The organism is Candidatus Margulisiibacteriota bacterium, from assembly GCA_041661965.1.
In the GTDB taxonomy this organism is placed as follows: domain Bacteria; phylum Margulisbacteria; class WOR-1; order O2-12-FULL-45-9; family XYB2-FULL-48-7; genus XYB2-FULL-45-9.
In genome coordinates this window covers 299,788-314,788 of the sequence record JBAZTH010000003.1, presented here as the reverse complement: position 1 = coordinate 314,788, position 15,001 = coordinate 299,788, and the positions used below count along the sequence as shown (strand labels likewise).

Here is a 15,001-nt window from a genome sequence, read left to right as displayed (position 1 = left end):
ATGCTGATTTTAGACGATATATATTCGTGAACATCGGCAGACTCCATATTCGACAAATGTTGGCCAAACCGGTCAATCAGGCAAGGCTTGAAGCCCCGCACCGGACCGGCCCCGATCCCTTAGCGATCACCCCGGAAGTCTCGCGCCACGTTGCGAAGTTGATCCCCAACCCTCAAGTTATGCCCGCGCTGGACGCGGCGCTCAAGCTCTTTCGTTCGGTTTTCCCAGCCAGTCAGAAAGTCACTTTCGGCGGGGTCGCCTACCCGGGATTGACCCGGGAAGAAGGCGGACTGGAAATCTATTGTAATCCCAACGACGCTAACCATATTATGAGACGGGAAACAGAGGGCTTCCCCCTGCCTGCCGACCTCATCACCGCGCGGGAAAAGGATTTTTCTCCGGCGGCGAAGTGCGTTGAATACTCGTTCCTGTTGACCGCTTTACTGCGGGCCGCCGGCCTGGAAGCTTATCCGGTCAAAGAAGGGCTGGAACACGTCTTCGTCGCGGCTAAACTGAACGGCCAATGGTACAAACTGGACGCGTTCTATATCAGCGGCAAGATCCCGCCCCGCTTTGAACCGATCGCCAAACCGGACTATTTATCGGATCGCCGCTCAATGGCGATGCTCTATTGCAATAAAGCCGAAACCCTGCGCAGGCAATGCCGTCCCGAAAAAGCGCTGAACGCGATCCAGACCGCGATCGAGATCGAGCCCGACTCAACCGAAGCCTGGACCAATTACGGCACACTGATCCTCTCCCTTTACAAAAAGGAAGGACAAGAGGAAGCCGCCCAGGCTTTCGAAAGAGCGCTCGCGATCGACCCGAACAACGTTTGCGCTTTAACCAATAAGGCGGTTCTGTTGATCGGGGAAGGAAAAAATGATGAGGCGGGAGAACTATTGCGAAAAGCGCTGGAGATCGATCCCGGTTATGAATCGGCCAAACGAAACCTCTGGACCCTTAACGGCGGGCCGCTGCAGTTTCTATTTGGGCGACCACTTTAAATTCAACTCCCGGGCCGCTTTCGCTTCGTCCAGCCTTTTAACCGGGGTCGTTTGCGGGGCGTGTTTGACAATTTCCGGATTGGTTTCGCACTCTTTGGCGATGGCGATCATCGCATCGCAAAATTCATCCAGGGTCGCTTTCGATTCCGATTCGGTCGGTTCGATCATCAGCGCTTCCTCCACGATCAGCGGGAAATAGATCGTCGGCGGATGAAAACCGTAATCGATCAGCCGCTTGGCAATGTCCAGGGCCTTAACCCCGTACTTTTCTTTTTGCCATTTGGCGGAAATGACAAACTCATGCTGGCAGGTCCGGTCATACGGCAGATAGTAATACTTCTTCAGCCGCTCCATCATGTAGTTGGCATTCTCAACCGCCTTTTCGGAGACCTGCTTCAAGCCAGCCCCCCCCAGCGAGCTGATATAAGCGTAAGCTCTGACGATAATATTCGCGTTCCCGTGGAAAGGATGGACCCGCCCGATCGATTTCGGCGACGCGTCAGCGTAAACATATTTCTTCCCTTTTTTCACGATCCGCGGCGACGGGAGGAACGGGAGCAGTTTTTTGTTGACCCCGACCGGACCGGACCCGGGACCGCCGCCGCCATGCGGCGTGGAAAAAGTTTTGTGCAGATTAAAGTGGGCAACGTCAAAGCCGAGATCGGCCGGGCGGCAGATCCCAAGATTGGCATTGGCGTTAGCCCCGTCATAATAAAGCAGTCCTCCCGCTTTGTGGACCAGTTCGGCCACTTCCATAATATGCTCGTCAAATAAACCAAGGGTGTTGGGGTTGGTCAGCATGAAACCGGCGGTATCGGGACCGAGCGCCGCTTTGATCGCGTCAAGATCGACGTTCCCGCGACCGTTCGATTTGATAACGACCGGCTGGAAACCAACGATCGCGACCGAGGCCGGGTTGGTCCCGTGGGAAGAATCGGGAATGATCACCTTGGTCCGAGCCCTCTCGCCACGGTCAAAATGATACGCTTTGATCATCATTAAGGCGGTCAATTCGCCGTGAGCCCCGGCCGCCGGCTGAAGAGTAAAGGCATCGTAGCCAAAGATCGAACACATCGCTTGTTCAAAATCGTAGAGCAGTTTCAGCATTCCCTGGGTTTCGTCCGCCAGCTGTAACGGATGGCTGTCGGCGAAGCCGGAGAGCCGCGCCACCTCTTCGTTTACTTTGGGGTTATACTTCATAGTGCAGGAGCCAAGCGGGTAAAAATGGGTGTCGACGCAAACGTTCTTTTGCGACAGCCTGGTAAAATGGCGAACAACGTCCAGCTCGGTTAGTTCCGGCAAAGGCAAGTCGCCGCGCAGTAACTCTTTCGGAACCAACTGTTCGACCGGCTTAGCCGGCACGTCAAGCTCCGGCAGAGAATAGCCGACCGCTCCAGGCGTTGATTTTTCGAAGATCAGCTTGCTCATCGTCTCTAAATAATCGCTTTCTGGGTCTCCGGATCGAAGAAATGGATCTTCCGCAGGTCCATCACCAGGTCGATATCGCTCCCCGGTCTTGGATCGGCAAAGGTCCCGACCCGGCCGATCAGTTGGTCTTTCCCAGCCTTAACATAGACATTGATGTCGGAGCCCATCATCTCCCGGAAATCGACTTTGACTTTAAGAGTAACCCGATGCTGCTGCTCCAGCCAGGAAGAAGACGGAATATCCCAAAGATCCTCCGGTCTGATCCCGAAGATCACTTCTTTACCGACATGAGGAGCCAGCAAGCCGGCAACTTCGGCCGGAACAACGAAATTAAAAGCTTCGGCTTCAAAAATATACTGGTCCCCTTTCTTCTTCGCGACCCCTTTCACAAAATTCATCTGGGGCGAGCCGAGGAAGCCGGCGACAAACCGATTGGCAGGCTTTTCGTAGATCTTAACCGGATTATCCACCTGCTGCAGTTCACCGTTCAAAATGACCGCCACCCGCTGGCCCAGGGTCATCGCTTCAACCTGGTCATGCGTCACGTAAATAATGGTCGTTTCCAGCTTTTTATGCAGGCGCTGCAACTCGGCCCGCATCTGGACCCGAAGCTTGGCGTCAAGGTTGGAGAGCGGTTCGTCCATCAGGAAGACCTGGGGATTGCGGACGATCGCCCGACCGAGGGCGACGCGCTGACGCTGGCCGCCGGAAAGCTGTTTCGGCAGACGGTCCAGCAGTTTGGTCAGCTCCAGGCTTTCCGCCGCTTCTTTGACCCGCTGGTCGATCTCCTTCTTGGGGAGTCCCCGGAGTTTCAAACCGAACGCCATGTTGTCGTATACTTTCATGTGGGGATAAAGAGCGTAAGATTGAAAAACCATGGCGATATTCCGGTCTTTGGGCGGGACATCGTTGATCACCCGGTCGCCGATCATGATCTTCCCTTCCGAAACCTCTTCCAACCCGGCGATCATGCGCAAAGTGGTCGTTTTGCCGCACCCGGACGGACCGACCAGGACGACGAATTCCTTATCCTTGATCTCCAGATTGACGTTCTTGACCGCGACAACATCATCAAAATACTTAAAAACGTTCTCCAATACTACTTTAGCCACTTAAATCTCCTTACCAAGGTTCGCCATTTCGATCGCCGATTGGGCGGCGGCAAAACCTTTATTCGCTTTGATCCCGGAACGTTCCAGCGCCTGTTCCAGATTGTCGGTCGTTAAGACCCCGAAAATAACCGGCACGCCGGTCGCCAGAGAAACTTTGGCGATCCCTTTGGCCGCTTCCGACGCAACGTAATCAAAATGCGGCGTTCCCCCCCTGATGACCGCCCCCAAACAAATGACGGCGTCAAAGTTCTTGGCGACTTTCTGGGCGATGAGCGGCATTTCAAACGCGCCGGGAACCCAAACGATGGTAATGTTCTCGTCCTTGGCGCCGTGGCGCTTCAGGCAGTCCTCGGCCCCGCCGACCAGACCTTTCGAGATCATTTCATTAAAACGAGAGACGATGATACAAACTTTTAACTTACTTGCTTCCAGGTTTCCGCCGATCACTTTTACCATGTTTCATTACCCCCTCTAATAAATGGCCCATCTTGCGGGATTTGGTCCGCAAGTATTGCTCGTTATATTGGTTCGGATCGATCTCCAGCGGCACCCGCTTGGTGATCTTTAAACCGTACCCTTCAAGACCGACTACTTTCGTCGGATTATTGGTCATCAGGCGGATCGTCGAAAGGCCGAGATCGCACAAGATCTGGGCGCCGATCCCGTAGTCGCGCAGGTCGGGCGCGTAACCGAGCTTAACGTTGGCTTCGACGGTATCGTAGCCGCGTTCCTGCAGTTCATAAGCGCGGAGTTTGTCTTTTAGCCCGATCCCCCGCCCTTCCTGCCGCATGTAGAGCAGAACTCCCAGGCCGCAGAATTCAATTTTCTCCAGCGCCCTGTTCAATTGCTCGCCGCAATCACAGCGGAGCGACCCAAGGGCATCGCCGGTCAAACATTCGGAATGGACCCTGACCAGGACATCTTTTTTTCCTTTAACATTCCCTTTGACCAGGGCGAGATGCAACTCACCATCGACCAAACTCTCATAACCGATCGCGGTAAAATCGCCGTGTTTGGTCGGCAGTTTGACCGTCGAGACCCGTTTCACGAGCTTCTCGTGTTTCGTCCGGTAAGAGATCAGGTCGGCAACCGTGATAATTTTGAGCTTATGCCAGCGGGCAAATTCCATCAGCTGGGGAACGCGGGCCATGCTCCCGTCGGGATTGATGATCTCGCAGATCACCGCCGCCGGATAAAGTCCGGCCAGTTTGGCCAGATCGACCGAAGCTTCGGTGTGTCCGGCGCGGCGCAAGACCCCGCCTTCGACGGCACGAAGCGGGAAAATATGACCCGGCTTGACCAGGTCTTTGGCTTTAGAGCGCGGGTTGATCAGGACTTCGATCGTTTTCGCCCGGTCGGAGGGAGAGATCCCGGTAGAAACGCCGAAGCGGTGACCGGCATCGACGGAAACGGTGAAGGCGGTCCGCATCTTCTCCCGGTTGTTATCGGTCATCTGGCCAATCTCCAGCTCGTCGAGCCGCTCGCCCGACATTGGGACACAGACCAAACCTTTGGCGTGCGAGATCATGAAGTTGACAATCTCCGGGGTAACTTTTTCCGCCGCGATCACCAGGTCCCCTTCGTTCTCCCGGTCGGCATCGTCGACCACGACGAGCATCTTGCCGCTGCGGATATCCTCGATCGCGTCTTCGATCTTATTGAATTTTATCTCTTTGCGCATGGTTAGTTCTCTATCCAGCCCATCGGCAAGAAGCCGACCCGCATCATCGGATCATCCAGCAGCTCCGAGCCCTCTTCTCTCTGCAGATGGCGTTCAATATATTTGGAGAAAATATCGACTTCGATGTTCACTTTGTCGCCGGCGGCCAGCGAACCGAGCGTCGTCTGCTTGAGGGTCAGCGGAATGACCGAGACCCGCAGCTGTCCGTCGCGGAAACCGGCAACCGTCAAGCTGACCCCTTCAATGGCGATCGAACCCTTGGTCACGAAATAGTTCATCACGTCGCTGGGAATGGAGAGATAAAAATCGACCCCGTCCCCGGAACGGACCGTTTCCCTGATCTCGCCGACCCCGTCGATATGGCCGGTGACGATGTGGCCGCCGAGCCGGGCGCTGACCAAAAGGGCTTTTTCCAGGTTAACTTTGTCGCTGATCCGGAGGTCGCCGATCGTTGATTTTTTGAGGGTTTCCGAGGAAACGTCGAATTCGGCGTAATCGCGGCGGAGGTGGGTAATGGTCAGACAAACCCCATTAACGGAGATGCTTTCCCCGACTTTGGTCCCTTCGAAAAACTTCCGGCCGTAGATTACCAGTTTGGCCGCATTCGCTTGTCTGACAAGGGAGGCAACACTGCCGATTTGTTCGATAATTCCGGTAAACATAGGGATAATTTTACCACATTTTGGCGGCTTTCTCAAGCCAGGGTTAACTGGGCTTTTGCTCGCGAAGGAAGGCCCCGAGGATCCCGTTGATGAACTTCGCCGCTTCTTCCGAACTGTACTTTTTGGCCAGTTCGACCGCTTCGTTGATCACGACCGATTGGGGGGTCTCCCCGCTCTTGAGCTCGCTTAAGGCCAGGCGCAGAATGCTCCGGTCGACCTTGCCGATCCGGTCGAGGGGCCAGTCAACCGACAATTTAACGATGATCTGGTCGCTTCCGTCCCGGTCGATCCAAGCCTGTTTAGCCAGTTTCTCGGAAAAACCAACCGTTTCGTCGATAAATTTTTCCGCCTCGAAGAGGTTCTTTAGCGACTCTTCGATCGAATTATTGGAAATTTCCGCCTGATAGAGAGCCTGCATCGCTAAGCGACGGGAAGTTGTTCGTTTACCCATATGTTCAGTATATCACCCGCCCTGAAATTTGCCAAGAAATGAGACGAGATAGTTTAGTAAGGGTTCGGCGACCCAATATAGCTAAGAGCTAACAAGGAGCAGAGTATAAATGACTATTTCCAGAACCTATCAGGCAATCAAAAGAGAGATCAGGATCGGCTACACCAGCCACACCACTTCACTAATTCACGGCGGCGGGAAATTAAGCTTCGAAGTTAAGCGCGGCTTGCTCCAGCCGGCGGCCGACGTTGCTGGCCTGCTCCGTTTTAACGGCTCAACATTATATATCCCCAGAGGCCGGCAGATCACTATCGGCAGTTCAAAAGAAAGCGATATTAGAATCATTGACAGCAAAATTGACGATCTGCACGCAATTATCACTCCTTTTGACGGCGGTTTTATTATCAACGACTTAAGCTTGGGCAACGATCTCGCCGTCAGGGATAAAGCCACCGGACAAATCACGAGGCTATTAAGCGCTCCGCATGAAATGACTAGCGACGGCAGTCTCTTTTTCCGCTTAAGCGGCATCGCTAACAGCAATAAAGCCAGATTATTGGAAGTCAAGATTGAAATCTCTCCCGCCAATGTCACCGAAGCGATTCAAGCATTATTTGCCGCGCCGAGCCCGGCGGTTGAAGTGGTTTCCCCGGAAACAGCGCTAGTCAGGGTTAAAAGCAATGAAGAGGTATCCGCTGTCACTCCACGGATAGAGAACAGGTTTAATGATTTTTTGGCAAGCGAGAATAAAACTATTAAACAGGCCAGAGTAATGGCTCTTGGAGCGTTGCTCTCCAGCTTATCGTTAATGTCAGTTATTTTCTCAGGGTTAATGATCAACGCCAGTATAGCAACAGGAGCCATCATATTTTGGGCCTGTTTCGCCGCCATGACCGTTTTAAGTAGTGTGATGGCTTACTGTGTGACACGGCTTGAACGACTAATGAATGCCCGTGATGCTAGTTTGAAAGCTGCAATTAATGGGGCAACTCCAAACGAAATTGCCCGCTTATTGAGCAAAGTTAAAAAGGAAGATAAAAACCGCATCCTTTTTTCAATCAAAGATTTTGACCGGGACTTGGCGATGAAAATTATAAAGGAGCTGAAATTGCTGGCAAAAAAATCCGACAATTCGCCAGAGCAGCTACCGGCAGAGTTGCCAGCCGTTGATAAGGCCAGGACAAGAGTTGCTGAATCACTATCATCTGGTGATTCAAGAAAAAGAGTTTCTGAACCGCCCGCACCGGTGCAGGAAGTCGTTGAAGTTGAAGCGGGTGTAGAAGAAACGGCAGAAGGAAAAAGAAGCGTTTAACTCCCGAAATGCTCTTCGATGAACTTGGTGGTGACATCCCCCCGCTTGAAGGCTTCGTTGCGGAGAACTTTGAGGTGGAATGGGATGGTAGTGTGGATCCCGTCAATAACGTACTCGTCTAACGCCCGCTCCATCCGCGAAATCGCTTCGGCTCTGGTTTTACCCCAGGCAATTAACTTAGCGATCAGTGAATCGTAATGCGGCTGGATGAAGTAACCGGAATAAGCGTGGCTATCGACCCGGATCCCCGGCCCTCCCGGCGCGTGATAGACCCGAATCTCACCCGGGCTCGGCATGAAATTGCGGGTATGGTCTTCGGCGTTGATCCGGCATTCAATGGCGTGCCCCTGGAATTTGATATCGCTCTGGCGGAACGTTAACCGTTCACCGGCCGCGATCATGATCTGCTCTTTGATGATGTCGATGCTGGTGATCATTTCGGTCACCGGGTGCTCGACCTGAACGCGGGTGTTCATCTCCATAAAATAGAAATTCCCCTTCTTATCGAAAAGGTATTCGATCGTCCCGGCGCTGTGGTAACCGACCGCTTTGGCCGCCCGGACGGAGGCCTCTCCCAGTTTTTTGCGGGTCCGCTCGTCGACGACCGGCGAAAGTGATTCTTCGACCAGCTTCTGGTGCCGCCGCTGGATGGAACAATCGCGCTCGCCAAGATAAACGACATTGCCGTGCTTATCGGCCAGGATCTGGACTTCGATATGGCGCGGCTCTTCGATGAACCGTTCGAGATATACTTCCGGATTGCCGAACGCCGCTCCCGCCTCCGTTTTGGCGGTCCGCATCAGGTGGAGAAAATCTTTGGGGTCGAGGCAAATGCGCAATCCCCGACCGCCACCGCCGGCAGTCGCTTTGATGGCGATCGGGAAACCGATCTTGTCGGCCACCCGCTGGGCTTCCCCTTCGTCGGAGATCGTCCCGTCAGAGCCGGGGACGACCGGCACGTTGGCCTTGGCCATGGTCTTTTTCGCGGTCGCCTTGTCCCCCATTTTGTCCATCGCTTCGGGATCGGGACCGATAAAGACGATCTTATTGGCGGCGCAGATCTCGGCAAACTTGGAATTCTCGGCCAGGAAGCCGTAGCCAGGATGGATCGCTTCGGCGCCAGAAACCTCGGCGACGCTAATAATGCTGGGGATATTGAGATAGCTCTGGGTCGGGGACGCTGGACCGATGCAATACGATTCGTCGGCGATCTTGACGTGAAGGGAATCCTTGTCCGCTTCGGAATAAACCGCCACGGTCTTGATCCCCATCTCTTTGGCCGCCCGGATAATCCGGACCGCGATCTCGCCACGATTAGCGATCAGTATTTTTTTGAACATGCGACGAATGTTACCATGGAATTAAAAGAAGGTCAAATAGAGCATTATCAGGGAAATAACGGTAAAGCAAACGATCGTCAGCCAGGCGATCGCGTTAAAAATATGGCCATTGACGTGGTTCCCCATCAGCTTCTTATCATTGATCAGGCCGAGAATAACAACAAAGATGACCGGCAAAATGACCGTGTTCAAGGCTTGAGAAGCGGTCAGGATGAAGATAATCGGCAGGTTGGGGATCATGACCAGCAAAGTGCAGAGCAAGATGCAAAAACCAATGATCGAATAAAAAAGCGGCGCCTCCCGAAAAGAAGCGTTGACCTTCCGCTCCGTCCCTAGCACTTCGGTAATCGCGTAAGCGGTCCCCATGGAGATGACGCAAACCCCCAAAAGTGAAGCGTTAAGCAAGCCCCAGGCGAAAAGATGTTTGGCGAATTCCCCCAAGAATGGGGCCAGAGAGCGGGCGGCATCGACCGCGCTCTCGACCCTGACCCCGTTGACGAACAAAGTCGCGGCGCAGGAAATGATAATGAAATAAGCGACCAGATCGGTCCAGAAAGCGCCGAAAAGGACGTCCAACCGGGCGCTTTTCAGGTGTTTCTTCCCTACCCCTTTGTCAACGAAATACGACTGGACAAAAAATTGCCCCCAAACGGTCAGGGTCGTTCCGATCAGGGCGGTGGCGGTGAAAATAAACTCGCGGTTCATCGGCAGCGTCGGGACAAAGCTCCCGCGTAGCATCGCCGGGATATCGGGCCGGGCGATAAAACCGTTAACGATGTAACAGAAGAACAGGAGACAAGAGGTCAGGAAAATATTCTGCACAAAATTAAAACTTCCTCTTACAATTATATAGTAGATCAACAAGGTGAAGAATGGAACGAAAAGGAAGCGAGGGATGCTATAGATATCGGCGACCGCGGCGATCCCGGAAACATCGGCCAGGATGTTGGAAAAGTTGGCGACAAAGACCAGGACCATCAGGATCAAAGCGGTCTTAAGGCCTAGCTTTTCCCGGATCAGATCGGCCAGCCCCTTCCCGGTCACCACACCTAACCGCATCCCCATCTCCTGGGTAACGTAAAGCATAAAGGTGATCAGGATCAAGATCCAGAGCATCGAATAGCCGAAATGCGCCCCGGCGATCGAATAGGTCGCGACACCGCCGGCGTCGTTATCGGCGGTCCCGGTAATGATCCCCGGCCCAACGACCGAGAGGAACATCAGCCAACGGAGCTTCCAGTATTTCATCCGATCCTCTGGCGTTTCCGTCTGGAAACAGGCGGGAGGATATAATCGACGACGTCATCAATCGTCACGATCCCCAGAATCCGCTTCTCTTCATCAACGACCGGAACCGCCAGCAGATTATATTTGGAAAAGATATCGGCCGTTTCCCGCTCCTTCATTTCCGGCGAGAGGGTCACGAAATCCTTGAGCATGATGCCCTTGATCATTGTGGCCGGCGGAGAAACGATCAGTTTGCGCAGGCTTAAGATCCCGAGCAGTCGCTGTTGTTCGTCGACGACATAAAGGTAATAAATAGTTTCCGCTTCCGGCGCCATCTCCCGGAGCCGAAGAATGGTCTGCTCAACGGTCAGGTCCTGCGGGAAGGTAATAAATTCGGTGTTCATCAAGCCGCCGGCAGTTTCATCATGGTGCTTCAGCAGCTCGCGGATCTTCCCCGCCTTTGCAACTTTCATCAGCCGGAGGAGTTCCTGGGCTTTGTCTTCGGTCAGGTCGCCGATGATGTCGGCCGCTTCGTCGACCGGCATCTTTTCCAGGACGCCGAGCGCTTTTTTAGTATCGATATTGGCAATGATGATCGCGCCGAGCATCGGCTCCAGTTCATGGAGCGCTTCGGCCGCGGTCTTATCGGCCAGTTCGGAAAAGATCGCGGTTTTTTCGTCGACATGGAGCTGGGAAATGATCTGGGCGACGTCGGCCGGATGGAGGTCGGAGATCGTTTTGCTCGGGATGGTGATCTTGCCGCCGGCCAGCCACTGGACATGGTCCCAACCGATCAGGCTTTCCGGGACCTGGTGATGGAAGAATGAAGTGAACCAATTGACCAGCCCTTCGAGCCCCAGGCGACGGAACATCCCGCGCACTCCGACGTCGGCCCCGATCAGGCGGACATCCTGGTTCATCTTGGCCAGTTTCAGGTCGTTAACGCGAATGACCCGGGCCCCTTCCAAGTCAACGATCTGTTTGTCGACGATGTCCTGCATCAGCATGACCTCGCCGTCTCGTTTGGAAGCCAGGGCGACCTGCCCTTTGGGGTTGCGGGTGGAGACGAAGCGGCGGCCGATGAGGTCGATCTCCCCGATCAGCAGGATTTTTTCTTTCCCGTCCAGAGTAATAATTAGAAGTCCCGCGACCTTAGGGAAAGCTTCGCCCAGCGTGATGAGGATATCTTTTACTTTGCCAATGTTCTCCTGAACCCGATCGACAACCGGAATGCCAATGAGTTCAGAAGCAAACATCTCGGAAAATAAAACCATGATGAGTGCTCCCTGATTGATTTGCCGGACTAGGGAATCTAGAGCTCATAATCGAAGGATTAAAGCGCGCCAGATCGCCGAGCCCCTACATTGTTTTATTATAGCATAACGTAAAAGTGTCCCGGGAGCTGTTTGATCGCTTTTTTCATTTCCAGGGCCAGGAGTGCGGCGGACAATTGGTGACCCGGCAGAGAGAGCTCGGCCGCGAGGAGATCGAGATGTTTGGGGTCAGATCCCAGAGCGGAGACAATCCGTTGTTCTTCGATCGTCAATTGATATGCCGGTTCGACCAACGGCCGCGTCTTCTCTGAAGCGAGATTTAATTCTTCCAAAACATCGCCAACGGTTTCGACTAATTTGGCGCCGTCCTTAAGCAGAGAGTGCGGTCCGCGGCTCAAGGGGGAATCGATTCGCCCCGGGACAGCCATTACTTCCCGCCCCTGTTCCAAACCCAACCGGGCGGTGATCATCGCGCCGCTCTGCTCGCTCCCTTCAACCACGATCACCGCCAGCGACAAGCCGGAAATGATCCGGTTCCGCCGGGGAAAAGACCAGATATTTGGCTGATAACCGAGCGGATATTCGGAAACCAGCGCGCCGTTTTTTGCTACACGGACGGCTAGCCCGGCGTTACAGACCGGTTGCGGATCGTCGACCCCGCCACCCAGGACCGCGATCGTCCGGCCGCCAGCCGTCAACGCCCCTTCGTGGGCGGCGGCATCGATCCCCATCGCCAGGCCGGAAACTACGGTTATCCCTTGGCCAGCCAGTTCGCCCGCCAATCGGCGGGCGGTTTCCAACCCATAAGTTGAGGCTCTTCTGGTCCCAACAATCGCGACCGCGCATTGATCAGTCGGCCGCAATTCACCCTTGAGATAAAGGACCGGCGGCGGATCGTGGATTTGTTTTAGCAATTGTGGATAATTATCTTGGTCGAGAGCAAGCAGCTGGATATTTTTAGCGCGGGCGGCGGCGATTTCCTTATCGGCCAGATCCAGCGGGGCGTTTAATTTTTCACAAACGGCTTTAATGGAACCGTCTGAAAGCAATTTTTTCAGCTTGACCGGCCCAACCCCCTCCACCAAATTCGCCCCCACCCAGTAACGCAACATACGATTTAAAGGGTCGTAGCCTCCTCCTTACTTTCTTCCTGGGGAAGTTCTTCCGGCAGGATCGCTTTGTAATCGATCGGTTCTTCGTTAATATCAAACGGCAGCGGCGGCAGCTCCGAAATATCTTTCAGGCCGAAATGCCGCAAAAAGTCGTCGGAAGTGACGTAAAGATAGGGATGGCCGAGCGCTTCGCTCCGCCCCGCTTCTTTGATCAACCGTTTGGAGATCAGCGTATCCATAACGTAATCGGAATTGACTCCCCGGACCCGTTCGACTTCGCCCCTTGACACCGGTTGTTTGTAAGCGATGATCGCCAAGGTTTCCAGAGCGGTCGGCGTCAAAGTTGTTTCAACCTTGGGACGCAAAATCTTTTGCACGTAATCGGCATTGTCCGGGATCGTCCCCATCAGGTAACCGCCGGCGGCGGGAAAAATAGTCAGCCCCTTAGACTGGTATTCAACCAATAATTCGTCTAAAACCGGCTGGAAAACATCGCGCGAAAGCTCAAGCACTTCTTCCAACTGTTCAACCGACAAGGGCTTTCTGGCCACGAACAAAACCGATTCAATAATGTTTTTGATCCTGGCTGGATCGAGCGTCACGCTTTCGACAGCTTCTACCGTATTGCCAAGGTTCTCAACTGTTTCCATCACTATCCCCTCCTTCCGGTCGATCTCCGCCCAATGATATCATAATTGTCGCGAAACGACGGTCTTGCTTGATCTGCAGATTCCCCTGTTTGGCTAATTCCAGGATCGCCAAAAATGTCACGACCACTTCCAGCCTGGTCTTGCGGATGAACAATTCTTCGAACGGCACCCCTCCCGGCCGCTTCGCCAAAAGGTCTCGAACCTCGATGATCCGGTCTTCCAACGTGATCTCTTCCGCCTTGATCGACAAAATATTATCGCGCTCGGCGGCATCGTCATAGACTTTCTTGAAGGCGACGACCAGGTCGCGCAGTGAAATATCGACCAGCTGGATATCTTTCTCAACCTTCTCCCCTTCGTGGCGGGAATAGATCTTGTCGAAAACTTCTTTGCGCTGGCGCAGGCTCTTGGCAATCTGCTTGTAAGCGGCATACTCATGAATGTGGGAGATCAGCGACTCTTCGATCTGGAGATCATTCTCCGCTTCGCCTTCGACTTGCCTGACCGGCAGGAGCCCGCGGGTCTTCAGGTCGATCAAATAAGCGGCCATGTACAAAAAGTCGGAGGCGGCAATCAGGCTCGGCCGAAAAGTTTTCCAATATTCGAAATAGGTCGTGATGATCTGGTTAATGGAAACGGTCCCCACTTCCAGCTTGCCATCGTCGATCGCTTTAAGAAGGAGATCGAACGGCCCCTCATAGACATCAAGCTTGACCTGATAATCGGTCGACCGGTTGAGAAGCGCTTCTTCGCTCATATCAATCCCACCACCTGTTTGGCTTCTTTCAGGGTTTTAGCGGCGACCACCCGCGCCCGCTCCGCTCCGTTGGCTAAAATTCCGGCGACCAATTCATGATCGCGCTGGAAAATAGCCTGGCGGGCGTGGATCGGCTCCAGATATTTCACCAAAACCTCGGCCAATTCTTTCTTACAGGCAACGCACCCCCGCTTGGCTTCGCGGCACTCCGTGGCAACGGTCTCGATCCGTTCTTTCGCAAACACCTTATAATATGAATAGACCGGGCAAACTTCGGGATGCCCCGGATCGTCTTTTTTGATCCGAGCCGGATCGGTGATCATCGTCCCGATCTTTTTCCGGATCTCGTCCGGCGAATCGGAGATGGCGATCGTGTTGCCATATGACTTGCTCATCTTTCGGCCATCAAGCCCGGGGAGGACCGGAAAGTTGGTCAGCTCATCTTTTGGCTCCGGGAATATTTCCTTATAGAGAAAATTGAACCGCCGAGCGACTTCCCGGGTCAGTTCCAGATGCGGCAATTGGTCTTCCCCGACCGGGACCAGGTCCGCTTTGTAGATCAGGATATCGGCCGCTTGAAGGAGCGGATAACCGAGGAAACCGTAGGTCCCCAGGTCTTTTTCTTTCATCTCTTCGATCTTCCCTTTATAGGTCGGAACACGTTCCAGCCAGGAAAGCGGCGTGATCATTGAAAGGATTAGATGGAGCTCGGAATGCTCCGGTACATCAGATTGACGAAAAAGGACCGCTTTTTCCGGGTCGATCCCGGCGGATAATAGGTCGATAGTCAACTGTTTAACATTGTCGCGGATCTTACCGCTTTCGGCGTAAGCAGTCGTCAAAGCATGGAGATCGGCCAGAAAAAAGAAGCAGTCGTACAGGTCCTGAAGCCGGGTCCAATTCTCCACCGCTCCAATAAGGTTACCAAGGTGGAGTTTCCCGGTCGGCTGAATTCCTGATAAAACACGTTTTCTAGTCATAAGATTTA

The 15,001-nt window shown here is 53.7% G+C and carries 15 protein-coding genes; 2 read left to right on the top strand and 13 right to left on the bottom strand.

Features of this window, described 5'->3' with window-relative positions:
* The first annotated feature begins 26 nt into the window (after positions 1–26).
* Positions 27–1,007 carry a tetratricopeptide repeat protein gene (locus WC772_07335; GenBank protein ID MFA6170562.1) on the top strand — a complete coding sequence of 327 codons (981 nt, stop codon included), beginning with the start codon at positions 27–29 and terminating at the stop codon, positions 1,005–1,007.
* Here the strand turns inward: WC772_07335 and gcvPB are convergent.
* The 6 genes from gcvPB to nusB are packed head-to-tail and all read right to left on the bottom strand — an operon-like array spanning position 987 to position 6,341.
* On the bottom strand, positions 987–2,435 hold the full coding sequence (gene gcvPB, locus WC772_07330) for an aminomethyl-transferring glycine dehydrogenase subunit GcvPB (GenBank protein MFA6170561.1): 1,449 nt from the start codon (positions 2,433–2,435) through the stop codon (positions 987–989). The genes WC772_07335 and gcvPB overlap by 21 nt on opposite strands.
* Before the next feature lie 5 nt (positions 2,436–2,440).
* A complete protein-coding gene (gene ugpC / locus WC772_07325; protein MFA6170560.1) occupies positions 2,441–3,547 on the bottom strand; it encodes a sn-glycerol-3-phosphate ABC transporter ATP-binding protein UgpC in 1,107 nt (368 codons plus the stop codon).
* Positions 3,548–4,003 (bottom strand): 6,7-dimethyl-8-ribityllumazine synthase, encoded by a 456-nt coding sequence (ribE, locus tag WC772_07320; protein ID MFA6170559.1) that lies wholly within the window; start codon positions 4,001–4,003, stop codon positions 3,548–3,550.
* Positions 3,966–5,228: a bifunctional 3,4-dihydroxy-2-butanone-4-phosphate synthase/GTP cyclohydrolase II gene (locus tag WC772_07315; GenBank protein ID MFA6170558.1), complete on the bottom strand. Its 1,263-nt coding sequence runs from the start codon at positions 5,226–5,228 to the stop codon at positions 3,966–3,968. The genes ribE and WC772_07315 overlap by 38 nt, the downstream gene beginning before the upstream one ends.
* Positions 5,229–5,230: 2 nt before the next feature.
* Complete coding sequence (locus WC772_07310; protein ID MFA6170557.1) at positions 5,231–5,890, bottom strand: riboflavin synthase; 660 nt, start codon at positions 5,888–5,890, stop codon at positions 5,231–5,233.
* Positions 5,891–5,933: 43 nt separating this feature from the next.
* The gene (gene nusB / locus WC772_07305; GenBank protein ID MFA6170556.1) at positions 5,934–6,341 is read right to left on the bottom strand and encodes a transcription antitermination factor NusB; all 408 of its coding nucleotides are present in this window, start codon (positions 6,339–6,341) and stop codon (positions 5,934–5,936) included.
* Positions 6,342–6,450: 109 nt separating this feature from the next.
* Between nusB and WC772_07300 the strand changes: the two genes are divergently transcribed.
* Positions 6,451–7,653 (top strand): FHA domain-containing protein, encoded by a 1,203-nt coding sequence (locus WC772_07300; GenBank protein ID MFA6170555.1) that lies wholly within the window; start codon positions 6,451–6,453, stop codon positions 7,651–7,653.
* Here the strand turns inward: WC772_07300 and accC are convergent.
* The 7 genes from accC to trpS form a co-directional block, all read right to left on the bottom strand.
* The gene (gene accC, locus WC772_07295; GenBank protein ID MFA6170554.1) at positions 7,650–8,993 is read right to left on the bottom strand and encodes an acetyl-CoA carboxylase biotin carboxylase subunit; all 1,344 of its coding nucleotides are present in this window, start codon (positions 8,991–8,993) and stop codon (positions 7,650–7,652) included. The genes WC772_07300 and accC overlap by 4 nt on opposite strands.
* Positions 8,994–9,014: 21 nt before the next feature.
* A complete protein-coding gene (locus tag WC772_07290) occupies positions 9,015–10,241 on the bottom strand; it encodes a divalent metal cation transporter (protein MFA6170553.1) in 1,227 nt (408 codons plus the stop codon).
* Positions 10,238–11,476: a CBS domain-containing protein gene (locus WC772_07285; GenBank protein ID MFA6170552.1), complete on the bottom strand. Its 1,239-nt coding sequence runs from the start codon at positions 11,474–11,476 to the stop codon at positions 10,238–10,240. The genes WC772_07290 and WC772_07285 overlap by 4 nt, the downstream gene beginning before the upstream one ends.
* A 116-nt stretch (positions 11,477–11,592) precedes the next feature.
* Positions 11,593–12,603: a DNA-processing protein DprA gene (dprA, locus tag WC772_07280; GenBank protein ID MFA6170551.1), complete on the bottom strand. Its 1,011-nt coding sequence runs from the start codon at positions 12,601–12,603 to the stop codon at positions 11,593–11,595.
* An 8-nt stretch (positions 12,604–12,611) separates the two neighbouring features.
* Entirely contained in the window at positions 12,612–13,256 is a 645-nt protein-coding gene (gene scpB, locus WC772_07275) for an SMC-Scp complex subunit ScpB (protein ID MFA6170550.1), read from the bottom strand.
* Positions 13,243–14,013, bottom strand: coding sequence for a segregation/condensation protein A (locus WC772_07270; protein ID MFA6170549.1), 771 nt, complete (start codon positions 14,011–14,013; stop codon positions 13,243–13,245). Before WC772_07270 ends, scpB begins: the two co-directional genes overlap by 14 nt.
* Complete coding sequence (gene trpS / locus WC772_07265) at positions 14,010–14,993, bottom strand: tryptophan--tRNA ligase (protein ID MFA6170548.1); 984 nt, start codon at positions 14,991–14,993, stop codon at positions 14,010–14,012. The genes WC772_07270 and trpS overlap by 4 nt, the downstream gene beginning before the upstream one ends.
* Between the last annotated feature and the right edge of the window lie 8 nt (positions 14,994–15,001).